This window comes from Acidobacteriota bacterium, assembly GCA_038040445.1.
Classification (GTDB): domain Bacteria; phylum Acidobacteriota; class Blastocatellia; order UBA7656; family UBA7656; genus Onstottus_A; species Onstottus_A frigus.
Genome location: JBBPIG010000002.1, coordinates 230,259 through 253,190 on the forward strand (window position 1 = coordinate 230,259; position 22,932 = coordinate 253,190).

General features: G+C 57.0%; 21 protein-coding genes. 12 read left to right on the plus strand and 9 right to left on the minus strand.

Going from position 1 to position 22,932, the window contains the following annotated elements; translation table 11 throughout:
- Positions 1-3: 3 nt before the first annotated feature.
- From AABO57_03130 to AABO57_03140, 3 genes are all read right to left on the minus strand, one after another.
- Entirely contained in the window at positions 4-1,665 is a 1,662-nt protein-coding gene (locus tag AABO57_03130; protein MEK6284713.1) for a sensor domain-containing diguanylate cyclase, read from the minus strand.
- A 136-nt stretch (positions 1,666-1,801) separates the two neighbouring features.
- Positions 1,802-1,930: a hypothetical protein gene (locus tag AABO57_03135; protein MEK6284714.1), complete on the minus strand. Its 129-nt coding sequence runs from the start codon at positions 1,928-1,930 to the stop codon at positions 1,802-1,804.
- A gap of 27 nt (positions 1,931-1,957) precedes the next feature.
- The gene (locus AABO57_03140) at positions 1,958-2,092 is read right to left on the minus strand and encodes a hypothetical protein (protein ID MEK6284715.1); all 135 of its coding nucleotides are present in this window, start codon (positions 2,090-2,092) and stop codon (positions 1,958-1,960) included.
- A 166-nt stretch (positions 2,093-2,258) separates the two neighbouring features.
- On the opposite strand from AABO57_03140, the gene AABO57_03145 reads away from it, so the two are divergent.
- The 4 genes from AABO57_03145 to AABO57_03160 all read left to right on the plus strand — a co-directional run bounded on the left by AABO57_03145 (position 2,259) and on the right by AABO57_03160 (position 4,974).
- Complete coding sequence (locus AABO57_03145) at positions 2,259-2,852, plus strand: RNA polymerase sigma factor (GenBank protein ID MEK6284716.1); 594 nt, start codon at positions 2,259-2,261, stop codon at positions 2,850-2,852.
- A gap of 45 nt (positions 2,853-2,897) precedes the next feature.
- Positions 2,898-3,572 (plus strand): zf-HC2 domain-containing protein, encoded by a 675-nt coding sequence (locus AABO57_03150; protein MEK6284717.1) that lies wholly within the window; start codon positions 2,898-2,900, stop codon positions 3,570-3,572.
- 77 nt (positions 3,573-3,649) lie between these two features.
- Positions 3,650-4,363 (plus strand): DUF4097 family beta strand repeat-containing protein, encoded by a 714-nt coding sequence (locus AABO57_03155; protein ID MEK6284718.1) that lies wholly within the window; start codon positions 3,650-3,652, stop codon positions 4,361-4,363.
- Positions 4,364-4,575: 212 nt separating this feature from the next.
- Complete coding sequence (locus tag AABO57_03160) at positions 4,576-4,974, plus strand: hypothetical protein (protein ID MEK6284719.1); 399 nt, start codon at positions 4,576-4,578, stop codon at positions 4,972-4,974.
- Between the two features lie 40 nt (positions 4,975-5,014).
- Here AABO57_03160 and AABO57_03165 read toward each other — a convergent pair whose 3' ends face one another.
- Positions 5,015-5,845, minus strand: coding sequence for a class I SAM-dependent methyltransferase (locus AABO57_03165; protein MEK6284720.1), 831 nt, complete (start codon positions 5,843-5,845; stop codon positions 5,015-5,017).
- Between the two features lie 285 nt (positions 5,846-6,130).
- Here AABO57_03165 and AABO57_03170 point away from each other — a divergent pair, with 285 nt between their 5' ends.
- The 8 genes from AABO57_03170 to AABO57_03205 all read left to right on the plus strand — a co-directional run bounded on the left by AABO57_03170 (position 6,131) and on the right by AABO57_03205 (position 15,756).
- The gene (locus AABO57_03170) at positions 6,131-7,486 is read left to right on the plus strand and encodes a S8 family serine peptidase (GenBank protein MEK6284721.1); all 1,356 of its coding nucleotides are present in this window, start codon (positions 6,131-6,133) and stop codon (positions 7,484-7,486) included.
- A gap of 210 nt (positions 7,487-7,696) precedes the next feature.
- Entirely contained in the window at positions 7,697-8,122 is a 426-nt protein-coding gene (locus tag AABO57_03175) for a carboxymuconolactone decarboxylase family protein (protein MEK6284722.1), read from the plus strand.
- A gap of 3 nt (positions 8,123-8,125) precedes the next feature.
- A complete protein-coding gene (locus AABO57_03180) occupies positions 8,126-9,112 on the plus strand; it encodes an alpha/beta hydrolase family protein (GenBank protein ID MEK6284723.1) in 987 nt (328 codons plus the stop codon).
- A 75-nt stretch (positions 9,113-9,187) separates the two neighbouring features.
- Positions 9,188-10,030: a transglutaminase-like domain-containing protein gene (locus tag AABO57_03185; GenBank protein MEK6284724.1), complete on the plus strand. Its 843-nt coding sequence runs from the start codon at positions 9,188-9,190 to the stop codon at positions 10,028-10,030.
- Positions 10,031-10,373: 343 nt separating this feature from the next.
- On the plus strand, positions 10,374-11,576 hold the full coding sequence (locus AABO57_03190; protein ID MEK6284725.1) for a metallophosphoesterase: 1,203 nt from the start codon (positions 10,374-10,376) through the stop codon (positions 11,574-11,576).
- A gap of 234 nt (positions 11,577-11,810) precedes the next feature.
- Complete coding sequence (locus tag AABO57_03195) at positions 11,811-14,699, plus strand: UPF0182 family protein (GenBank protein MEK6284726.1); 2,889 nt, start codon at positions 11,811-11,813, stop codon at positions 14,697-14,699.
- A 558-nt stretch (positions 14,700-15,257) separates the two neighbouring features.
- Complete coding sequence (locus AABO57_03200; protein ID MEK6284727.1) at positions 15,258-15,473, plus strand: hypothetical protein; 216 nt, start codon at positions 15,258-15,260, stop codon at positions 15,471-15,473.
- Positions 15,474-15,501: 28 nt separating this feature from the next.
- A complete protein-coding gene (locus AABO57_03205) occupies positions 15,502-15,756 on the plus strand; it encodes a UPF0175 family protein (GenBank protein ID MEK6284728.1) in 255 nt (84 codons plus the stop codon).
- Positions 15,757-15,903: 147 nt separating this feature from the next.
- On the opposite strand, the gene AABO57_03210 is transcribed toward AABO57_03205, so the two are convergent.
- The 5 genes from AABO57_03210 to AABO57_03230 form a co-directional block, all read right to left on the minus strand.
- Positions 15,904-16,275: a hypothetical protein gene (locus AABO57_03210; GenBank protein MEK6284729.1), complete on the minus strand. Its 372-nt coding sequence runs from the start codon at positions 16,273-16,275 to the stop codon at positions 15,904-15,906.
- A gap of 56 nt (positions 16,276-16,331) precedes the next feature.
- Complete coding sequence (locus AABO57_03215; protein MEK6284730.1) at positions 16,332-17,594, minus strand: HD domain-containing phosphohydrolase; 1,263 nt, start codon at positions 17,592-17,594, stop codon at positions 16,332-16,334.
- A gap of 164 nt (positions 17,595-17,758) precedes the next feature.
- Entirely contained in the window at positions 17,759-18,127 is a 369-nt protein-coding gene (locus AABO57_03220) for an STAS domain-containing protein (protein MEK6284731.1), read from the minus strand.
- Positions 18,128-18,206: 79 nt separating this feature from the next.
- Complete coding sequence (locus tag AABO57_03225; protein ID MEK6284732.1) at positions 18,207-20,480, minus strand: ATP-binding protein; 2,274 nt, start codon at positions 20,478-20,480, stop codon at positions 18,207-18,209.
- A gap of 5 nt (positions 20,481-20,485) precedes the next feature.
- A complete protein-coding gene (locus tag AABO57_03230) occupies positions 20,486-22,141 on the minus strand; it encodes a diguanylate cyclase (GenBank protein ID MEK6284733.1) in 1,656 nt (551 codons plus the stop codon).
- Between the last annotated feature and the right edge of the window lie 791 nt (positions 22,142-22,932).

Genomic DNA, 22,932 nt, shown 5'->3' on the forward strand with positions numbered 1-22,932 from the left:
CTCTCACCTAACATCGATTCCCGAGTAGCTTCGGTGAGCGAGCGTCCGCACTCGGTTGCGTCCCGCAGCTTTTGCCAGATACATCGCCCGGTCGGCCATCTCCACCAACTCCTCTTTGTTCTTTGCGCCCGTCGGGTAAGTAGCCACGCCAATGCTCGCGGTCACCTGACCGAGTTTTTGAATCGACGTCGAAGCTATTGATTCCCGTAGCCGCTCGGCGACCTCTATGGCGCTTTCGCGATCGCACCCAGGGAGAATCACTACAAACTCCTCGCCCCCGTATCGAGCACAAACGTCAACTTCGCGCACGGCGGTTTGCATTAGCGAAGCGACGTGGCACAGCGCCGCGTCCCCGGCGCGATGACCATGGGTGTCGTTGATGCGCTTCAAATGATCCAGATCAAGCAGAATGAGCGAGACCTGCTCATTGTTGCGATCCGCAAGCTTCGTTTCACGATCGAGCCGGTCCTGGAAGTACCCGTGGTTAAACAGGCCGGTAAGCCCATCGGTCATCGCTTGCGTCTGCACCGAACGAAACAGGCGCGCGTGACTTATGGCGACCGCGAGCTGATCGGCAACGGTTTTCGTCATCAACAATTCTTCGTCTTCCCAGTTGCGAAAGGCTGTATCGTCTTCGATAACCAACGAACCGATGATATCGTTGCGATATGAGATCGGCACTTCCAGTGAGCACGGCGTAGCTAGCCGGCGATCGTTACTTTCGCCGTCCGTCTGCGCGACCAACGACTCCTCGCTGTTCGCCTGATCGGCGGCGCGCGAGGCAGAAGGCGCCTCTTTATTATGGTTGTTCGCCGAGTCTCCGCCGGAGGCGCCGAGATGCGAGTCAGTTCCATCGTCAAACCGGGACACTTCAGGCCGCTCGTAGATACTCATTCCCTCGGGCAGGTTTGTTCCCTCTTGCCATAGCACGAGAGCCGCCCGGCGCACCCTCAACGCGCGGCCCACTTCCTCGACCGCAGACTGAAGTATCGGCTCGATCTCAAGCTTGCTTGAGATCGCCGAGCTTATGCGATTGGTAGCCATCTCGAGCTCGTTCTGGCGCTGCATAAGCATCGTCACCTTGGTCATGAAAGCAAGCGCGAGCCTCAGCGATGAACTGCGAGGTGTGCAGGCGTTTAAATACGCTTCAAAACGCTCGCGCTCCTGTGGCTTCTGAGCGTTAACCCGCGCCATCAGATATTCGATCGCCGTGAACACGACATTGAGATCGAACGTCCACACCATATCATAGGCTTTGGTGTGATTGTTCCCATCATCGGGGAGGGCGCACGAAGCTAGCAAGCCGCAGAAGCGCGGCTCCATTACGAGTATGAACGGGCCAGTTTCGATTCCGTGATAATCTTGCTCCTCCAGCGCCGTGAGCCTCAAGGAAGGCTCGGGATCCCACGCGTGCGCGCGACACCCAGAGTCGCAAGAAAACAAATAAACGCGGCGCGAGGCTGAGGCCAGATTCGCCAGACGCGTTGTCTCTCGTGACGGCTCGCCGCTTAGACAACGCCCCTCGATCACCAGAGCCGGCAGTTTGTTTTCAGTTACAACGTCCTCAAAATAACGCACCAAACGCGACACCGTTTGCTCGTTGCATCGAACCGGAGCGAACTCCTCCCGGTGCTGGTCAGTAAGCACATAATAAAGTGAATGCATGAAAACAGAAGTCTCTAGGGGAATTCGGCGTTGGGCGCGTGTGTAGGGACTGAATCAGCTTCGGTCCAATTTTACCTTGCGTGCGCAGGCGGTCAATTCTTTTTCACGCGGCTTCCGCCTCTGAGTTTCGTCAACATCACGCACACGCCTGGAGTTCCTCGGCAACGCTGTCCAGTCTTTTGGCTATGCGATTGTTTGCCGTCGGTTTCGGCGCTTCGCGGCCTTCGATGCAGAATGCCTCCACCAGAGAAGCAGCTACTAACATGCAAACTCTGCCTCGCCGTGTTGAGATTCATCTGCTTACCAATGCTGCGGTCGAAAGCATGCCGGCCAGGACGACGACGTCCGGGGCGGGCGCGCGCTCATCCAGAAACCCATAATCGCGGTTGCCGCCCACCCTGATATTGGTGAAGCTGGCGGTTGTCACTGAATGTTGCCGGTGGAACCGCCAGCTTAGATATTGTTTCCTTCCTGCCGTGAATCTCGCTGAAATGCAGCATATCCTTCCCCTAACGAATTCAATTCATCCGGTTTAAGTGCTATTATCCTGGAGCAACCGGATTTAGGGCCATCGCATCACAAGCTGTGAGGTCATGGCTTACATCACGAACACGTTGACGATGACCGTGACCGGCGAACGAATCAAACCAGCGTCGGACCTCGAACTGGCTAGAGCGGCGGCGGCTGGTGATTCGGCAGCCTTTGAAAAACTGTATGAGCAGCACCACAGGCGAGTCTACTCGCTCTGTCTTAGAATGCTCGGGAACGACTCGCTGGCTGAAGATCTTACTCAGGAGGTCTTCCTGCAAGTCTACAAGAAGATCGGAAGCTTTCGCGGCGATTCAGCGTTCACCACCTGGCTGCACCGCCTGACGGTTAATCAAGTGCTGATGCACTTTCGCAGACGTGGAGTAAAGCTCGAGCATACGAGCGAAGAGGGCGACTTCAACAATGTCGTCGAAACGCCGCTTCAGAGCACTCGCCGGATCTCGATGGTCGACAGGCTTGCACTCGAGAAGGCTGTATCGCAACTGCCCCCGGGCTACAGAACTGTGTTTGTGCTGCACGACGTAGAGGGCTATGAGCACGAGGAAATATCTGATTTGCTGGACGTCACCATCGGCACCTCGAAGTCGCAATTGCACAAAGCGCGTATGCGCCTGCGCGAGCTTTTGACCAAGCGGTGACCGGGATTGTGTCGCTGGCCGAGATTTGGATCAGGAAAAGATCAAATGGTTTGTAAGCACTCTCAAGAACTACTATCTGAATACATCGACGGCGCGCTTGAGCTGGGCGAACAAGTCAACATCGAACGGCATCTCGCCGACTGCGAGCCGTGCCGCGCTGTCCGCGACGACCTGCTCCAGATCGTTCACTTCAGCCAGCAGCTTCCACTGCAATCGCCGGCTACACCGTTGTGGCCGCGGATTCAATCCGGGGTCGAAGAGCTCAAGCCGCGCTTCTGGTCATGGCCGCTGAGATGGTTGGCCAGTCTTAGGACGGTTAACTTCAATCTGTCGGTCCCGCAAATCATCGCGGGCGCAGCAGCCCTGGTTATAGTCGTTTCGATCAGCGTGATGGTCTCGCGGCGCGACGGTGGGACTCTTGAGTCACCCACAGCCGGGGCGAATGTGCCGCCCTCGGTTGTCACGCCTCTCTCAAAAGCGGATATGCAGCAGATCGAGAAGCAGATCAGCCGTCTGAGTGAAACGGTCGAGCAGCGCAAGAACTCCTGGGACCCGGAGCTTCGGACCGCGTTTGAGCGAAACCTTTTATATATCGACCAATCGCTGGTCGAGTGCCGCCATCAGTTGAAAGACAACCCGGCCGACGACGTGTCGCAGGAGTTGATGCTCACTGCCTACCGGGAGAAGGTTCGCTTGCTCGAAGGCTTTGAAAAGTTTTAATACTAAGCACTAAGCTCCTACGTTGAGGTCTGGTGTTCCCACCGATGGTTCAGAAGAGCTACACGAGACGCGCAACGATGAAGTATTCGATCCTGCTTGCTGCCCTCGCCTTCTTTTGTTTCGCAATCGTTCCGATCTCGGCTGACTCGTCTCAGCGGTTCGAAAGAACCTACACCCCACAACATCCGGCTCATTTGACACTCTCGAATGTGAATGGCAGGATTCGCGTTGTCGCATGGGAAAAGAAGACAATCCTTGCGCGCGCCACCGCCGCCGAGTCCGTTCGGATCGAAGACCGGGTAATAGGTGACGAGATTGCCATCTCGACGAAACCCAACCTCAGGTTGGGCCGGGCGGACTTCGACGTTTCCGTGCCGCCCGACACATCAGTGACTATCAAGAACTACATGGGAGAGATCGAGATCCGAGGGATCACCGGACACGTCAGCGTCACCTCTATCGGTAGCGACGTTCACCTTATGAAGATGAGCAGCCCCGCCGTCGACGTCGTGGTAACCAGCGGTGACATATTCTTCGATGGTGAGCTGCACGAAGGCGGTTCCTACAGCCTTCAATCGATGCGTGGCGACCTCGATGTGACTCTGCCGAGCGCGACATCGTTCAACCTAAATGCTCGCGCTTTCAGCGAGAACATAAGCCTCGGATCGTTTTTGTCAGGCATGAGCGGGTCATCTCGCGGGCCAAAGGGCGTCTCGGGCACGTATCTCAAAGGCGGCTCGCGCCTTTCTCTCACGGCTTACACCGGGCGCATCTCGCTCCATAAGAGGTGATCGCGCGAGGCTCCCTCTTCGCTCACGACAGTTCCCTTCCGTACCTGCGATCATCCGGTTGTGCGCAACTCCGATCCGATGCTGTGCGAGTCAATGCTTGAAGGCAAAGGCTTGTTGTGCTAGAAAGGGCCTCGAAGCAATTCAATAGCTCAGCCCCGGGTTCGTATGTCATCCCTATGTCATCTCTAAGGAAGACTTGCCACGAATGTGCAATGCCGCTCAGCGTTGGCGTGGCCACCTGCTCGCACTGCGGCGCAACGGTTGGTACGTTGTTCTCCGAGACTGACGGTCCGGTTGTCGGCGCCAAAACCAAACGTCACGGCGGGATCATCCAACAGGTAGACTACCATTCCAGAATCGAGAAGGCGCAGGAGAGGGCGAACAATTCGGTCATTCTTGCGCTCACAAGTTTTTTCCCGTTCATCGGTCTAATCATGGGTGTGGCCGCCATTGCTCTCGCTGCGATGGCGGCCCGAACTCTGAAAGCTGCTTACGTGGAAGACGGGCGTGGTTCGGCGACGGCGGGTCTGGTAATCGGCGTTTTGGGATTGATCGCCCAAGGTGGTTACGTCGTGTACGTGATCAAGTCTGGAACGCCTTTCGGGGGATGATTGCACTCGCCTGCCGAAGCGCGGTTTAGCCGAGTGGGGGCTACTGTTGAACGAATCCTCCTATCTTCAGTCCCACGATCACCGCAGCTTTGATTGATACCTCGAATGCGGCGTCGTGCCGCTCGCGATCGATGATCGATACGAGGTGTCGGCGAACCTCGTCGCGGGTTGCCTTTGGCACGATCTCGAGCCACTCGGAAAGTAAAACATCCTTGATCAGCGGCGACTCCAGGAAATCCTCCGCGGTCGCGTAGCTGAACTCTTCTCTACTGATGAAGCTCTCGACCTTGCGCAACCCTAGGCGCCCGGCCATACCCTCGGCGTCAGACACCGTGAGCCGCTCATTGATCAATAGTTCGAGCGCCGCCCACACCTCATCGGCCATTCCGACCTCGAGCAGAGCCTCCCAATAAACCGAGAAGAACTCTTCGAAGCTTCCACGCGTAGAGAGTTTGAGAATTACGCGGCCTTCGGGTTGAGCCACCCTCGCCATCTCAGCAAGCACATCCTGGATCTCGTTCGCCGGCAGCATGGAGGCGTCCCCGATAATCGCACTAAACTCGTTACTGTCGAAAGGCAGGTCGGAAGCACTGCCCTGCTCAAAGGTGACATAATCCGCTTTCGCGACCTGGGCCTTCGCACGAGCAAGCGCGATGCGCTCAACGCTCGGATCAACTCCTATCACTTCGCATTTGCCGCGCAGGCGCTCGGCGAGTTCCAGCGTGTGACCACCGGTGCCGCAGTTGACGTCGAGAATGCGTCCCTCGAGCGGCAGTTTGATACTGTCGTTGATCAGCGCGTCGAATCGGTCGCGCCAGTCCGGCGTGATAAACAGGTCGTAGCGGAATGCTCGCTCCTTGGCGTCGTTCATAAGCTTTATTGGTGAACTGAAATGATAGCACGTGGCAAACAGACCGCTGGAACGGGTGCCCTCTTCCGAGGTGTCTTAATTCAAACCTCTTATCAACCGCTCCCAGTCCAAAGCGACGATTGCTGCTCATTCGATCAAATTAAGACAACCACCCCTCCATTATTTCGTTGCGGTGAGGATTAGCATTGGGCTTAAAGCACGATGGTATCCAACGGACAACTCTGTTTGCAGCCGGCCTCCCCCATAGCTAGAATAGCCAATTGCTTTTCCATTAAGGTGAATCCCATGCAGCCACTCTCAGCTTACTGTCCTGTCTGCCGGCGTGAGGTAGACGTCGAGCAGATCGCCGGTTCGGGCGCCGTCCACGACTCGCTCCACCCTCTGCTGGCGGTCAATATGCACTCATGGGAGCCGGGCAAACCGATTTGCATAGATTGTGTTCTCCGATACTCGAGGCTCCACGACGAGCTCTGCGCCGCCTTTCCGCAATTCGCCGCGCAGGAGCTCAAGGTCGTGCCTACACCTATGCGGCTCGACGCGCCGGACGAGGTTCGCGGGCGCGGCGTCACGATCGCTTTCCTCGACTCAGGCTTCTATGGGCATCCCGATCTCGCATTGCCGCGCGATCGGGTGCTGAAATACGTAAACCTGGTTGAGCGGGCAAAACCGAGCGACCTGACCACTCCGCAAGCTTCTTCGTGGCACGGGATGATGACCTCAGTAGTCGCCGCCGGCAACGGGTATCTGTCGGGCGGGCTCTATCGAGGCATCGCGTCCGAAGCGAACCTTGTGCTAGTGAAAGTGGGGGTGTCCTCGCGCGTGCGTCACACCGACATAGCGCGCGGGCTTCGCTGGGTGATCCGGCATCGCGAAGAGTTCAACATTCGAATCGTGAACATCTCGGCGGGAGGCGACTACGAAGCAAGTTACCTTTCCGACGAACTGTCGAGAATTGCGGAAGACGCGACTCGCGCAGGTTTGCTTGTTGTCGCAGCCGTCGGCAACTCCGGCCATCTGGCGAATCACCCGGTACTGCCGCCCGCATCGGCGCCTTCGGTGATAGCAGTAGGCGGACTCGACGATAAGAACAATCTCGACTTCGGGGACAACGATATGTATCGCTCGAGCTACGGTCCGACGATTGACGGCCTGCAGAAGCCCGAAGTCATCGCGCCCGGCATCTGGATAGCCGCCCCGATACTGCCCGGCACTCCGACCGCCGAACAAGCGATGCTCCTGTCGCAGCTTGAAAACGCAGCCGACTCAGCGTTGCGCGAGATAATCAGGCAGCACCCTGGTGTGGACGAAGACCTCGACCACGCAACGGAACTTGCGCCTTACCTCTTGCGTCAGGTGGTGTGGATCAAGATACGCGACAACAAGGTGATCAGCGGTCACTACAAGCATGTCGACGGGACCAGCTTCGCCGCGCCGATCGTTTCATCCATCGCGGCTCAAATGTTAGAAGCCGTTCCCGACTTGAAGCCCCACGAAATCAAACTCGCATTGATCAGGACCGCGGTAAGGCTTCCTCACGTTGAAGTCGACCGGCAGGGATGGGGAATGGTGAATCCGCGAGCCGCAATCGCCGCAGCTATGGCGATGCGCGAAGCGGGGCATCACCCGGTTTCTCCACATTGAAGCGATCCGCATCAGAGGCGACGACGTTGAATAACGAACTTTCTCTGTGGTAGAAATGCTGAGGTTGATGCGCTTGCGAAATCTGATGACACTTCAAAGAGTTTTTTGAGACTCTCGAGGCGGCTCGCGCGTATAAGCGTTACGATGGTCAGCGGCGGCGGGCGCTGACGGTGACGCTCTAGGAATTTCAAGCTAAGGAGACGAGTGAGTATGGACAGCAAGTTGGCGCCACAGGCTGATGCAAGAAAGGAAGCGGCCGAACCCGAGATCCCGGTTTCCAATCCTCAAGAGAAGAAAGACGGCAGGCCGTCATCGTACTCGATGCTGGAGCCGAAGATGCGCCGCATTTATGGCGAGTTCTACCGCGAGATCTACTTCTCGGAAAAGAAACACATCGACACAAAGACACAGGAGTTGATCTCGATCGCCGCGTCGCTGGTGGCCAAGTGTCAGGGCTGCATCGACGGCCACCTCAAAAAAGCGCTGGAGGCCGGCGCAACACCGGAGGAAATCAGCGAGACAATCGCCATCGCAGCCGCCATCAACGCTGCTGCGATCATAGATCTTTCCGACGCCGCCGCGGCAAACGTCAACGTCAATCACTTCCCAAGCGACGGACCGCGGTTCAGAGGTTAACAAATGGATCTTCTCATGCAGCTCGCCATCGGAATTCTTTCCGTGATGATCACTCTGGTTGCGAACGTCGCCGCGCACTTGATGCCGCGACAGGCCGCCGCAACCCCGCAAACTTCTTCTTCCGCGCAACCAACCCCGGGCGGCGTGCAGTACAGCTCGCTTCCATCGGAGTCGCTGGGCAAGGAGCTGAAGTTCGCTATTGTGCTGCCTCCTTCATACGAACGCGACACCAAGCGGCGTTATCCCGTGCTCTACTTCCTTCACGGGATGAACGGTAACGAGCGAGAGTTCGAGCGCCGTGGCGTCGCGGCCGCAATCAGCAAATTGCGCGACGAGGGCAAGATCGGCGAGTTCATCATAGTCTCGCCTGCGGGCGAGAACAGCTTCTACTTGAACGCGAAGAACGGCCTGCGCTACGAGGACGCGATAATCAAAGACCTGATTCCCTACGTTGAGAAGACCTATCGCGCCATCGGGACCCCGGCGACGCGCTCCATTCAGGGCATCTCAATGGGCGGCTGGGGTGCGCTGCTGCTTGCGTTCAAGCACCCGGAGATGTTTTCAACCGTGACCACTCACTGCGCCGCTCTCGTCCCCGAGCTGCCGCATCCGCAGGGCGGCGACCAGCGCTCGATGTTTGTTTCTCGACTCGTCGGAAAAATCTTTGGCGATCCGCCCGACGAGCAATATTTCCGTGCCGCGAATCCGGTGTTCGTAGTCGAACAGAATCTGGCGGCGATCAAGAAATCGGGCATCAAGATTTACTTCGACTGCGGCGAGCAGGATCGGTATGGATTTCAGGAGCCCAACAAATCTTTTGACGAGAAGCTGACAAAACTCGGTCTCGCACACGAGTTTCACATGTATCCCGGCGGCCACGGATGGGAATACATGATCTCGGTGGCGGACCACTCGTACACATTCTTGTGGACGAACTTCAAGACCGACGGCAAGCATTCGGCGCCGGTTCGCTCGCGCGCCGGCGACTGAAGCACGACCGCTGCGTCCGTGATAATATTCGAGGGCTGACGCTACAACCGTCAGCCCTTTTGATTTGGACCTAACGTGTCAACGCAAAGTGGAAAGCACGCGCGAATTCTATTCGCCGAGATGGTTTCGCGCGACGATGAGCAGGTCAATCTGGCAGAAGCTGCGCTGCTCATCGCCGCAGAGGAGTATCCGCGCCTGGACGTTGAAGCCTATCTCGAAAAGCTCGATCTCTTCGGAGATCTCGCGCGCGACCGCGCCGAAGATGCAAGCGACACAATTGGCATGATCACTGCCCTGAATGCCACATTGTTTGAACGCCTGGGCTTTCACGGCAACCGGGAAAGCTACTACGATCCTCGGAACAGCTTTCTGAACGAAGTGATCGATCGGCGAACTGGCATACCAATCGCGCTGACAATTGTGTACATGGAAGTTGCCCGGAGACTCGGATTCCCGGTCAAGGGCGTGGGGATGCCGTTCCACTTCATCGCTAAACACGAAGCTGAGAGTGGGGATGTTTTCATCGACCCCTTCAATGGAGGCCGGCTCCTCGGCGATGCCGGATGCGCGGAGTTGATAGCGGAAATGAGCGGCGGCAAAATCGAGCTGCAGCCCGCGCACCTCCAACCGGTGACTAATAAACAAATCCTTACCCGGATGCTGTCGAACCTTCTCGGCATCTACGCGGCAAGCGATCATCGCAGAGCGCTGGCAGCGATTGAGCGAATGTTGCTCATCGATCCGCACTCGGCGACTCACATAAGAGATCGAGGATTGCTTCTCGCATCAGTCGGCGACACCGCCAACGCGATCACCGAGCTTAAGCGGTACCTCGAACTTGCTCCCTACGCCGCGGACGCCAACACGATCCGCGAACATCTGAAGTCAATCCGCCAGAACCAGGCAAAGCTGAACTGATTGCGATGTCCGGCAGTTTCAGGTTGTCGTGATGCGGAACCGGATGATTTCTAGTGACTTGTAACGGCCGTTTCGCTAGCGATCAAATCGGTGCGAATCCGTCAAACCCGCGTCATCCGTGGTCTATGAGTTCGTAAGAAATCGCATTGCCAGCGCCCATAGACCACGGATGACACTGATTCGACCGATTTGCGCGGATATCCGCCTTCACTAGAGAAGCGCATGTTACAGGTCACTAGATTGCCCACAAACTCAGTCGATGTCCGGCTTTTCCTTGCCACCTTCTGCGAGCCGAAGTAACCTCTTGCCTTGTTCTATTCGACCGACCGAAAGGGGAATGCCTATGCTTCGCCGCCTCGCCATCTTGCTATCGCTCCTTGTTGGCTTCTGGGTACAGCTCGCTCTAGACGAACCGGCGATTGGGCGAGCGGCACAACCAGCACGCCAACAGCCCGCCGCCTCAGCCCAAACGGCGCCGCCTCCCGAGCAAGTGCGCGCGATCGCGGCTCCTGTTAATCCGCTTCCCGCAGAGGCGGCTTCGGCTGAAGTAACGCGTTTTTCATTCATCGTCTACGGTGACACTCGCGGGCGACGCGACGGCGTTCAGGAGCAGTACGAGCATTCGCTTATCGTCGATTCGATGGTCGCCACAATCAAACGGCTAGCGAGCGGTCCGTTTCCGGTGCGCTTCGTTCTACAGAGCGGCGATGCCGTAGTAAACGGCAGAGACGCGCGGCAGTGGAACAAGAGCTTCGTGGATCTGATCAATCGAATCACCACCGAGGGCGGCGTCCCCTACTCCCTGGCGCCCGGCAATCACGACGTGAGTGGGTCTGACGCACTGGAGTCTCCGATGCGAAAGGAAGGACTTCGGAACTACCTCGCGGCAATCGCCAATCTGATCCCGCCAAATGGCGCGGCGCGCCGGCTGGATGGCTATCCGACTTATGCGTTCGGCTATGGCAACGCGTTCTTCATCGCGCTTGATTCGAACATAGCAACCGACGATAAGCAGTTCGAGTGGGTAAAGTCTCAACTCGAAGGATTGGATCGCAAGCGCTATCGCCACATAGTAGCCTTCTTCCATCACCCACCCTTCTCCTCCGGCCCGCACGGTGGCGCAGTAGTCGAGCCGCCGTCCGCGGCGTTGAGAGCGAGATACATGCCTTTGTTCCGGCGTCATCACGTGGCGATTCTTTTCACCGGACACGAGCACTTGTTCGAGCACTGGGTCGAACGTTACGAAGACTCGGACGGAAACAAACGCCGTATCGATCAGATCGTGACCGGCGGAGGCGGCGCGCCGCTTTATCCATATCGCGGCGAGCCTGACTTGCGGGAGTATTTGAAGACGTATGCTTCGGAGAAGGTATCGCTGGATCACGTGGTAAGACCCGGAATGAATCCCGGCGACAACCCCTATCATTTCCTGGTCGTGCAAGTGGACGGCGACCGAATTCGCCTCGAGATCATAGGCGTCGACTGGGGACGCGGCTTCCAGCCCTATCGCAGCAACAGGACGGAGCTTCAGGACGCGAACCGCTAGTGAATCGCCCACGAATAGCCTGTAACATGCGCTTCACTAGTGAAGGAGCGTATCCGCGCAAATCGGTCGTCGGTCCGCGAGGACAGCACGTCGAAAAACTCCGGGATTACCACCCACTTCCGTGGGTGGTATTCCCTGAGTTTTCATAGTCGCTGTCAGAGGTGATGCGCAAAAAGCTGACGCGCACCCGTCGGCACGTTGCCTTTGCCATCCTGCTTCTCTATGATTGGCACTATGGAAGACGACCCACTGTTCACCCCCAAGCTGATCGACATCAAGCCCCGCAAGCGACGAGTCGGACTTATCGTCGCAGTTCTGATAATCGTCGCGGCTATGTTATTCGGCTCGCAGCTTCTGAACATCTACATCGACTCGCTGTGGTTCTCGGCAGTCGGTTATGCAAGAGTATACTGGTACAAGTTCCGTCTGGGCGGTCTGCTCTTCCTCATCTTTTTCGTTCTGTCATTCTTGATCGTTCGCGTGCCGTTCCTATTCTTGAACCGTGTATTACCCGAGCTTACCGAGCGTCCCAGGTTCCATTTCACCTCAGTCGAAGACATCAAAGACGTAAACTTCCTGCCATGGATCTATCGTCCCGGTGTATGGGTGCTGGCGGCTGCCATCGCGTTGCTGTCGGGCATCAGCATGAGCCAGGAGTGGCCTCAGTTCGCGTTGTACCTTCACTCACAGCCGGCTCAGTTGAGCGATCCGATCTTTGGGCGCGATGTCAGCTTCTACTTATTCAAGCTGCCCGTGCTCGAGCTTGTAGCCGGCTGGCTGCAAACGGTCTCGGTGGTCATGTTGATCGCCATCGGGGCGGCGTCGGGTTATGTCTGGTACTTCGAGCAAGCGAGGGGCACGATAACCCAGGACATTCGCCGCCGGGCTACTTCTGCAATCAGTCTCGCTGTCGCGTTCTTCGGCCTGACGCTTGCCGCGAGGACCTACTTCGACCGATTCGATCTCTTGCACAGCCGTCACGATTTGTTCACCGGAATCGACTACACCGACGCGAACGTGCGGTTGACGGCGATGAACATAATGATCGGTCTTCTGGTGCTGGCTTCGATCGTGGCAGCGAGCAATGCATTCGTCATGAAGCGAGTGCGAACAATCGTGTCGCTTGCGGTGATCGTCGCGGTGGCGTGGGTGCTTGGCCTCGGGATCATCCCTTCCATCTTCCACTCGCTTTCCGTAAAGCCCAATGAGCTGGCGAAGGAAGCAGCGTTCATCGACCACAACATACAGATGACCCGTCACGCATTCGCGATCGATCGCTTCGAGGAACGGCCCTTCGAGCCCAAAGCGACTCTGACAGCGGAGCAGGTTCAGGCTAATCGCGACACGCTGGACAACGTCAGGCTGTGGGACAGACGCGCGCTTCAGTCGACGCTGGCTCAGATTCAAGAGATTCGGACCTACTACGATTTCAATCTGCCCGATGTAGATCGATACGTGATAAACGGCAGGCTACGCCAGGTGATGCTGTCCGCGCGCGAGATGAACGTCGAACAGCTGCCTGACCAGTCGAGGAACTGGATCAATCAGCACGTCGTCTACACTCACGGCTACGGCGTGACAATGAACACCGTCACCGAATTCACTCCCGAAGGAATGCCGAACCTGGTGCTCAAGAACATGCCGGTCGAGAGCTCGGTTCCCGAGATCAAAGTCACCCGGCCGGAGATCTACTTCGGCGAGGGGAGCAACACGCATGTATACGTGCACACCAAGCCTCAGGGGGCGACACCTCCGGAGTTCAACTACCCGGCGCCCGGGAATGTCGATTCGTACACTACGTACGAATCGGACGCGGGGATACCGGTAGGCGGGCTCATGCGGCAGCTCGCGCTCAGCTTTTATCTGGGAGAGGGAACAAACCTGCTCTTCTCCGACTACATCAACTCTGAAAGCCGGGTGTTGATGCGCCGCAACGTGCGCGACCGAGTTCAGCAGATTGCGCCGTTCCTTATGTTCGAAGACGACCCCTACATTGTCATAGGCCGCGACGGGAAGCTCTACTGGATCATCGATGCCTTTACGCATTCGGATCAGTTTCCTTACTCAGCCGCTCATCAGGTCGGCGATCGCAGCGTCAACTATATGCGCAATTCAGTGAAGGCGGTGGTCGACGCGTACGAAGGGAGCGTCAGGTTCTATGTCTTCGAGCCCGATGACCCGATCATCAGCGCTTATCAAGACATCTTCCCTGAACTCTTTCACCCGAAGAGCGAGATGCCCGATGATCTGATGGCGCACGTTCGCTACTCGATCCTGCTTGTAAACGCGCAAGCTCGCGTCTACGCGCTGTATCACATGCAGAACACCCAGACGTTTTACAATCACGAGGATCTGTGGGCTATCGCCACCGGCGAGGCTGCGCAAGGCGCTGAAGCTCCGCCGATGCAGCCTTATCACGTGCTGATGAAGTTGCCCGCCGAGCAAAATGCTTCGCTCGAGTTCGTGAACATCCTCCCGTTCACCCCGTCTGGTCCGGGCCGCAGCAATATGATTGGATGGATGGCAGCTCGCAGCGATGGAGCTAACTACGGACGTACACTTGTATACACCTTTCCGAAGAACGTGACCGTGAACGGACCGGGGCAAATCAGGGCTCGCGTCAATCAGGACCCGGTGCTCTCGCAACAGATGACGTTGTGGAATTCAACGGGTTCGGAGCTGCTGCGCGGCAACCTCCTGGTCATTCCCATCGCCGACTCTCTGTTGTACGTCGAGCCATTCTATCTGCAAGCCGAGGGAGCTGCATCGAAGCTTCCGGAGTTGAGACAAGTGGCGGTCGCAACGCAAGACCAACTGAAAGCGGCAAAGACTTTTGACGAAGCGCTCAGCCTGCTCATTCCCGGGCTGGCGCCTGGACAAGCAACACAGTCGGGAAAGCTGACTCAGGCTGACGCTCAGACGCCGTCGAAGGAACCGCTGCCGGGTGCACCGACCGCGCAAGCCAGTTCATCCGACATCGACCGCCTTGTAAAGCAAGCGCAGCAACTAATCTCGGACTACGAGCGGCTGTCCGCCGAGGGTAAGCATCGAGACGCCGGCGAGAAGTTCGATCAATTGAAGGCTACGCTCGCGGAACTAAATCGCAAACGCGGCGGCACGTAAAACGTTGAAGCTTGCATATCCCCGAAGCTGTTGAGTAAGGTGTTGAAGCAAGTATAACCCCGAAGGGGTTGCATCCTTCAGCCCAAGGTTGCTGTACTCAGCTACCTTGGGAACGAGGGGTCATCGGTTTCAGGCAACCCCAACGGGGTTGCGGCTTCTGGTCGCGCTACGGGTAGGATAGATTGTTGATTATTCGAATCGCCTGAGCCACAACCCCTTCAGGGTTGGGCCACTCCCGCGTCATCGGTCCCAAGGTAGCCGAGTACGGCAACCTTGGGCTGTGAGATGCAACCCCTTTGGGGTTGACCTCAAGTATCTGACCTCCACTCATCAACTCCACTCGGGTCACACCTAGGAATCAGTGAGACCTTCATGAGTTCCACGCGGGGACGGATGCTGAAAGTCATTGAGATCTGCCTTGATTGGCTTTACCTATAAGCGGTAACTCAGTGATAGCGGAATATCAATTTCGTGACCTGAGGCCCGGAGCGTCCAAGTTAGACGGCCATCAGTACCTTGTGCTAGATTCGGGTGTATGTTCAGGAAGTGAGGCGAGATATGAAAGTAACAACATACGAAGGCCTCGTAGAGAATGGTCGAATCCGGTTGCCCGCCGACGCGCGGTTACCCGACAAGGCAAGAGTGTATGTCATCGTCCCGGATGTCGAAACGCCGCCTATCGCTTACGTTGGGAGTCCCCGCTTTGCGCATCCCGAACAGACCGAGCACTTCAGGAAAGAGGTTCTTGAGGAAAACAATGATGCCCGAGTATGACGCGACTTAGGCCAACAAGGAGCAGCAAATGGGCGTGACCCTCATCATTCCAGAGACCATCTTCGAGCAAAGCCGCGGCGAAATCGCCCGCGAGCTATTGGAGACAGCCGTGCTCGAAGCTTTTCGCGCCGACGCCATTAGCCTCGGCCGGCTGGCGGAGATTCTGGATTTGACCATCGATGAAGCGAACGGATTTCTCAAGTCTCACAACGTGCATTCTAGAATGGATGCTGAAGACATCGAGGAAGGCCGCGCGACCTTAGGAACTCTTATCTCCCAATGATCATCATCGCCGATACAACCTGTCCATTAGTTTCACGCAGGAAAAGGATTGATTTCGTTTCGCGCAAAGGCGCAAAGACGCCGCGAAGACGCAAAAAACTAACGCCCTTCTTGGTCACTCCTCATCGTCGTGTTATCTTCTTGACGATTACTTTGCTTGGGCTAAACAGATAAAGCCCAAACTGCGGTTCGTCCACCTGGGGGGGACGATTGAAGGAGCATACAAATGAATGCCACGATCTACCCCACAATCCTTACTGGCTTGGGCGTCGTCATCACGTTGATTGTGACGATGCACAATCTGGCGAAAACCACTCAGCAAGAGACCAATCGCCGCATTGATGACCTGAAGAGCGATCTCAAGGAGTTGCTGGACGCAAAGTTCAAAGTGATTGACTCGCACTTTGAGGTCGTCAACATCAGGTTTCAGAAGCTTGAAGGAGACGTGGCGGACGTTCGCCAGGAAGTGCAAGAAATCAAACGTGTGATCTTCAAGCCCGCTGCCCGAAGCGTCGCCCAAAATGCCCTGAACTTCGTTTCGCGCAAAGTCGCAAAAGACGCTAAGCCGCAAAGAAATCACGACGCTGCTGACCGGTACTGTGGCTTCGATCCATCCAGCTCTGCAAGCATCGAGTCGAGCGTTGCCGTTATCGCTACTCGATCGAATTTCAAACCGATCATCGGAATGAATACCCGGTCGCGAGTCGTGCCGTTGATCTCTTTCAATAACAGCCGGCAGAACGCCGCGACTACTTCTCCATCAAACTGCTTATCGGTGTGCTTTCGCAAATCCGCCAGCGTCTGTTCCAACGACAAACGGGAGCGATAAGGTCGATCGGTCATCATCGCGTCGAATGAATCGGCTAGCGTCACGATCTTTGAGCCCAGCGGTATCTCGTCGCCTCTCAGCCCTTGCGGATACCCTGTGCCGTCAACTTTTTCGTGATGACACTTGGTCATGTAAGCGATCTCGTCCCACGGGTGACGGATGTTCGACAATATCTCGAAGCCGGTCGTCACATGCTTGTTCAGCTCGCCGAATTCCTTGTCGGTTAGCGGACGAGGGTTGTTGATAATCGCGCGATCCACTGTAATCTTCCCGATGTCGTGCAGGTAGCCGGCTACGCTGATGTGTTCCAGGTCCTGGCCGGTCACCCCCATCTCCCGGGCTAAGGCTTCGGCATACCTCGCGACGCGATCCGAGTGTCCGCTGGTATAGGCGTCTTTCAAATCGATGGCTGCGCCGAAAGCGCGAACCGTGTCGCGGTAGATCTGGCGCATCTCGGCATAGAGCCGCCGGTTTTCTTCCGCTTTGCGTTTGTGCATGACCATCAGCCGGTGGTTGTAGAAAGCGATTGCGATGTTTCGCGAGATCGCGCCGATGATCTCGATGTCTTCGTCGCTGTACGCTTCGCGAGTGAACTTCTCGGACAGGAATATCAAACCCATCAGCTCGCCGCGCGCGATCATCGGCACAGAGATGTGCGCTCGCAAGCGGGTGAGCATCTCGCCGTTACGCTCGACAAAGTGCGCAAGCCCATCGCTTTCGGCGTGGATCGATATTGGCTGCGCGCGCCTGGTGAGACGCTCGACTTCATCGCGGTCGAGAGCGATGCGCAGGCCCACAGCTCCGGCGATTCCCTTCGCTGCCGTGATCTTCAATTGGCGAGGCCGAGCCGTGTACCGTGCAATCGCCCCGCGTGGAATCGCCAGAGCGCCAAGCAGAGTGTGAAGCGATGCGCGAGTGACCTCTTCGAAGTTGTGGGTCGAGCTGATCTCGCTTGCGAGGTCGGTTAGCGCGCTGAAGTTGTGCAGCATCTTCCTGAGCGTGAGGTTCATTTGGTCTCCTAAGTTAATAATCGCGAGAAGTCTCGAGAGAGGGAGAACGATTGCATTTTCCATTTTCCATTTGTCATTTTTCATTTGTTACCCAGAAGTAGTCGAAGCAACGCCTCTTCAAATGGAAAATGACAAATGGAAAATGGAAAATAAGAAATCCCCTCTTAGCTCGCAGCTTGCAAAGCTTCGCCACCCAGCTTCAGAAGCGCGATCTCTTCGGTGTCCACCATCTCGACGTGCGACATCAAACCGAGCATCTCAAACAACTCGCGATTCGAAGCGTTCAGATTCGACAGCACCAGCGCGCCTTGCGCGCGGTTCACCGACTCGATCACTCCGAGGAGTATCGAGATGCCGATGCTGTTGATCAACTCGGTCTCCTCGAAGTTGATTACGATGCGCCGCACGCCGCTCGCGAGAAACTCCTGACACTGGCTTTCGATGCTTTCTCCCCTGAGTTGATTGAGGTACGGGCCGGGATAAATTACCGCCGCGTCCTCAATAAGCCTGGCTCTGATCTCGGCAGCACTCATGGCGTCTCCTCCACAAAAACAGCGGGCGCCGGCGCGAATGCGGCCGGCTCCGGCTTACTGCTATCAGTGATGTTTCCTGCTATTGACTGCGGGGGCGTTTGAGGTACTTGGTCATCACCAGGCGCGTGCCGTCGTCGGTGCGTTCGAATTCGACCTCATCCATCAGTGCGCGGATGATGTGAAGTCCGCGGCCGCGCGCGCCCTTCGCCGGCTGGGCTGCAATCGAGGGGGTCGATTGTCCGTTCGCCCTGCCGAACATTTTTCCCTTGTTCGAGACGGTGATTATAAGCTTATCTTCGTCAATTGCGAAGCGCTGATGGATCTTTCGGTCAGGACTGTCGCCGTGCTCGGCCGCGTTGATGCACGCCTCGATCAGAGCGGTCTTGATCTGATTGATCGACTCCTGATCGAAATCTGCCGCGCGAGCTATTTGCTCGGCGGTGCGCGCGGCGATCAACTCAGCTTCGTCTTCGATGGGAATCACCAGCTCGAACTCACTCGCCGGGCGCGCTTCTGCGCCAAGCGCAAGCCTGGTCAGGTAGTCCTGAATCAGATCGAGATGAGAAAACGTCGAGCGGTATGCGTGCAAGCTCGCTAGCCACTCAGACCCGAGCGCCGAGAAGCCTTCCTTGCCGATGTACCAGCGAACAGCCTGGGGCTCCAGACCGGATCTTGCTCTACGGGCGCGCAGCGCCGCCTCGAGCGGCTGATCGATCCGGCCCAGCGTCTCAACGTCGAGCGGCTCTTTCGAGTTGATCAGCGCGACCAGCCAAAGCACTTCGTTGGCTTCAGTGTAGATGCCGCCTTCAAACCCGGTCGCGGCGAACAATCGCCAACTGACGCCGGGTTGCTCACCCGCCCCTGCATCGTGGACCACTACGATCTGCGGGATTCGCACTCGCTCCTGTTCATCGTCGAGCGCCCGGCGGACCTGCACGCGGCTCATCCCGCGATATCGCTTGTCATAAGCAGCTTGATCGAACAGGCTTGCGGGCACGTTCTGAAAGTCGAAGCGCGATAACAGCTCGACTAGCTGTGACTGAATCGCGCGATTGTAGCGCGACATCATCAGACGATACGAGTGCTTGAGCTTTTCGCCCAGAAGCTCTTCTCCAGCGGCGGGCCTCGGCGCGCCGGCAATCTCGCTGCGGTATCTCGCGTTTACATAATCCGATAGCACCGAATCTTGGGACGCGCTCACAAAGCCGTGGCTTGCTTCGAGAAGCTCGCGTGAGTGCATACGCGCCAGCAGCGCCTCTCCATCAGAGGTGTGTTCCGCAATGCGCTCGGCGACAGCATCGATGGGAACCCGAGAACCCGCCTCCACCACAAGCGCGAGCGCTTCAAGCACGGCGCGCCCAGCACCGGGCTCGGGAGCAACTTCGTGTAAGAGTGAGTTCAGGTAGGCGCCGATTCGGCCGCCGAGGACTTCACCGGTGTAGAGCCGCTCAAACTCGATGAAAGTTTTCAGCGACGACCCGCGCGAAGCTGCCGCGTCGAGAATCGCGCGTGTGTAGAAGACGTCACAATTGAGCTGCTCTGTCATCAACTCAATCGTCGAGTCGCTGATTTCCACTCCAAGCAGTTCGGCCCGCCGGCGTATGAGCTCCTCGAGAGGCTCCTCGTTTACTTGCTCTACGCGAATAATCTCGAGCCGCTCGAACAGGTCTTCGTCAGGAGGAATCAGCCCGGTGATCGCTCGCCGCAGGCTTGAAAGCACGTATGCGGCACTCGCTTGTCCAACCGCGCCGTTTCCAGCTAAGGCTCGGAGAAACTCGGTGTGAAGCTCGGTGCCCGCGAGCACGTGCCAGTCGTCAATCATCAACAGCGGCTTGAGACTCGCGTGCCCGCAGGCAAGGGCCGGAGCGGAGAGAGTAAGACGCATCAGCCGCGACGCGTCTCCCGACTGAGATGCCGGCGCGAATGAATCAACCATCGCCCGCAGAAATGGATAATCTTCGGGGAGCCCAGCGCGGGCGATCACTGATAGCGGCTCATTGGCCAACGAAATCAACCCGGGATCGTTGCGTCTGAACGCCACAAACTGTGAGAGAAACTGAGCAAAATAGTCTTGCGCGAATCCGTCGGGATTCAGGCATGAGCGCCGGAGCGCGTAATAGATCGGTATGACCTCGCCGCCTTCGTTGAAGAGGCGGTCGAAACTCTTACGGAGTATCTCGGTCTTGCCCACTCTTGGTGCGCCAAACAAAAGCGCGGCATTGACCGAATCAAGCGCGCGGGTCTCAAGGCAGGTTCGCGCCAGGGCACAGACTTTGGCGACCTCGCGCTCGCGGTCGACGAACTCCTCATCAGGGAGGCGGCTCATTATTCGAATTGCGCCGGCGTTGTTCATCCGCTTCAGTCGGCCGCGTGTAAGTCTTCATAAACAGCGACGCAATTGCGGCCGCGGGTCTTTGCTTGATAGAGGGCACGGTCCGCGGTCTCCATGACCGCCAGAGGGGTCTGCCGAGAAGCGCTGAATGAAGAAATGCCGGTGCTTATGGTCACCTGCCCCATCAACTCGCCCTGCTCGGTGGTGTATTCGGCGTCGCATATCGACTGGCGCAACCGCTCGGCGATGCGGGCCGCGTCGCCAAGTTCTGTTTCGGGCAGCACAATACAGAACTCGTCGCCGGCGAATCTTGCGGACATGTCTATCGCGCGAATGGACCCTCGGAGTATCTGGGCCGTCTTCACCAGCACCCGGTCCGCATTCGTGTGTCCGTAGACGTCGTTGTAGCTCTTGAACCGATCGATGTCGATGATCATGAAAGACAGTGGCGTGTTGTAGCGCTTTGACCGCTCGACCTCCTCAAACAGCCGGTCTTGAAGATAGCGTCGATTCGGCAATCCGGTCAGCGGATCCGTTAAAGACATCCGCTGAAAAGTTTCGGCCTTCTTGGCCCATTCGGTCCGGTCGATGATCAGCGCCAGGTGAGGAGCCATCATCTCGAGTATCATCAGGTCATCTTTCTCGTAAGGGACGCCGCCGGCTCGGTCCGTCAGATTGATCACTCCAACTTTGCGCGTGCCCAGGGTGATCGGATAGCTGATAAATGATTTGGTCTTGTAGCCGCCAGTTCGCCCGCGTGGCACCCGCGAATCGTTATCGGCGTCGTTCACTACGAGAGCAACGCCGCTTTCCAGCACCGCGCCGGCTATCGGATCGCCCAGCTTCAGACGAATCGGACCCACGCTGTCGAGATCCGCTCCCAGAGCCACTTCCAGGGCAAGCTCGTTGGATTCCTGGTTGAAGATCATCAGCGAACTGCGCTCGGCCTTCATCATGTCACTAAATTTCTCGAGGAGCGAATGATATACCTTCTGAGAGTCAAGCGTTGAGGCGATGCCTCGAAGAAATTCATAGAACTGCCCGATCGATCGTTTTCTGCTTTCGAGCTCGTCGGTGAGACGGACGATTTCGAGTTGCGCGTCTAACAACCTCGGGGAGCCGTCGCCAGTACTCTCCGTTTGATGCTCAGACCTTCGCGCGTTCTGAAAATGATATGAAGCGGTCGAGCCTACAATCTCGGCCGCCTGGGTCAACTCACGGGCCTCGACGAACTTGAGGTTCTTTAGACAGTCGCCGCTCTCGACTCCTGCGAGGGTTTCGTGGCGGCGCAGAAACTCGGCGTACTCGGAAGTTGAGGCAAACGACCGCCCTCCAAGGATCACCACCTGTTTTTGATCGATGGCCACCGGTATAGCAAAACAGTGCAACCCGGCGTGGCAGGTGAAGTTGAATTGCGCGCCCGCCGCAACCGCCCTGCTGTAAGCAGCTCCGCAATCGGCGGCGCACAAAGGCGCGCGCTCAGCGGAAACTCGCATCGCGCGGCATATGCTGTTGTCGTTCTCGATGCGCCCTATCACAGCGCCATCGCGGCTGAGTGTTGTGAGAGCTATTCCGTTTCTCTCGGCGAGGGATTTTTGGAGACGCAGCCAAACGGCGAGAGAGTTATCCGTTCCTGACTCGCCGGTTGGGGCCTTGGCTTTCTTGACGGTTTCCTTGCTCAAGCTAACTGGAGCTTTTGCGCTCCTTACCTCCACGATGTCCCTAAAACAAAGACCGGCTGGTCGGCTGCGCGGGCCGCAACGAATAACTGAACGCGCGAGCTTCTAATGATCGCGTTCACGAGACCAAAATCCAAAGAGGCCGAAATCCAAAAGCGATAGATGCGCTTGATAGCTCGCGAAGAACAACGCTTGAGATTCATCTGAACGACCAACCTCCGCCCAAGCTAGCATAGCCGCCTCGAAGTTTTCAATGATAACGCACAGTACCGGTTTAGGTACTGCTCTTGTTTGAAGGAGTCCAGCTCCCTGTGACGCTCACAATGGTGAACGTTGCAACGCGCCGCACCCAGTCTTCAATTGCTTCAGGGTGCGGGCGTGTGTACCGCGCGTCTCGAGTGCTCCTGGGAGCGCAGGCATCCTGCCTGCGTTAGGTGAGAAAAGAAACAGAAAAGAGGCAGGCAGTATGCCTGCGCTCCAGGACGCATGAAAAGAATCATTGATCCAGAACCAGCAATTGCATAAATGAGAACAGTGCAATGAGGTATCCGGATATCCGGCGCGAGACGACTTGATCCCCACCACGTCTCGAGCTCTCGTTCCTTGTGACCTTTGCCCCCGCGAAAAAGCTTCGCTGATGCATTTGTGTGTGCGCGCCGCCTCCGTGGGGACTTAATCCCCATCGATCTGAAGGCATGCGTGCCAACAATCCACACAGCGATCAGCCAAATCATGAGTAACTCTATCTGAGCGGGGGATTTGATATGTTGGAAGAAAAGGAACAGAGCTTGCCC

Bases quoted from the DNA above. Each gene is read 5' to 3' on its own strand.
- AABO57_03130 (MEK6284713.1), bottom strand. From the start codon at position 1,665: ATGCATTCACTTTATTATGTGCTTACTGACCAGCACCGGGAGGAGTTC.
- AABO57_03135 (MEK6284714.1), bottom strand. From the start codon at position 1,930: ATGTTAGTAGCTGCTTCTCTGGTGGAGGCATTCTGCATCGAAGGCCGC.
- AABO57_03145 (MEK6284716.1), top strand. From the start codon at position 2,259: ATGGCTTACATCACGAACACGTTGACGATGACCGTGACCGGCGAACGA.
- AABO57_03150 (MEK6284717.1), top strand. From the start codon at position 2,898: ATGGTTTGTAAGCACTCTCAAGAACTACTATCTGAATACATCGACGGC.
- AABO57_03155 (MEK6284718.1), top strand. From the start codon at position 3,650: ATGAAGTATTCGATCCTGCTTGCTGCCCTCGCCTTCTTTTGTTTCGCA.
- AABO57_03160 (MEK6284719.1), top strand. From the start codon at position 4,576: ATGCCGCTCAGCGTTGGCGTGGCCACCTGCTCGCACTGCGGCGCAACG.
- AABO57_03165 (MEK6284720.1), bottom strand. From the start codon at position 5,845: ATGAACGACGCCAAGGAGCGAGCATTCCGCTACGACCTGTTTATCACG.
- AABO57_03170 (MEK6284721.1), top strand. From the start codon at position 6,131: ATGCAGCCACTCTCAGCTTACTGTCCTGTCTGCCGGCGTGAGGTAGAC.
- AABO57_03175 (MEK6284722.1), top strand. From the start codon at position 7,697: ATGGACAGCAAGTTGGCGCCACAGGCTGATGCAAGAAAGGAAGCGGCC.
- AABO57_03180 (MEK6284723.1), top strand. From the start codon at position 8,126: ATGGATCTTCTCATGCAGCTCGCCATCGGAATTCTTTCCGTGATGATC.
- AABO57_03190 (MEK6284725.1), top strand. From the start codon at position 10,374: ATGCTTCGCCGCCTCGCCATCTTGCTATCGCTCCTTGTTGGCTTCTGG.
- AABO57_03195 (MEK6284726.1), top strand. From the start codon at position 11,811: ATGGAAGACGACCCACTGTTCACCCCCAAGCTGATCGACATCAAGCCC.
- AABO57_03200 (MEK6284727.1), top strand. From the start codon at position 15,258: ATGAAAGTAACAACATACGAAGGCCTCGTAGAGAATGGTCGAATCCGG.
- AABO57_03205 (MEK6284728.1), top strand. From the start codon at position 15,502: ATGGGCGTGACCCTCATCATTCCAGAGACCATCTTCGAGCAAAGCCGC.
- AABO57_03215 (MEK6284730.1), bottom strand. From the start codon at position 17,594: ATGAACCTCACGCTCAGGAAGATGCTGCACAACTTCAGCGCGCTAACC.
- AABO57_03220 (MEK6284731.1), bottom strand. From the start codon at position 18,127: ATGAGTGCTGCCGAGATCAGAGCCAGGCTTATTGAGGACGCGGCGGTA.
- AABO57_03225 (MEK6284732.1), bottom strand. From the start codon at position 20,480: ATGAACAACGCCGGCGCAATTCGAATAATGAGCCGCCTCCCTGATGAG.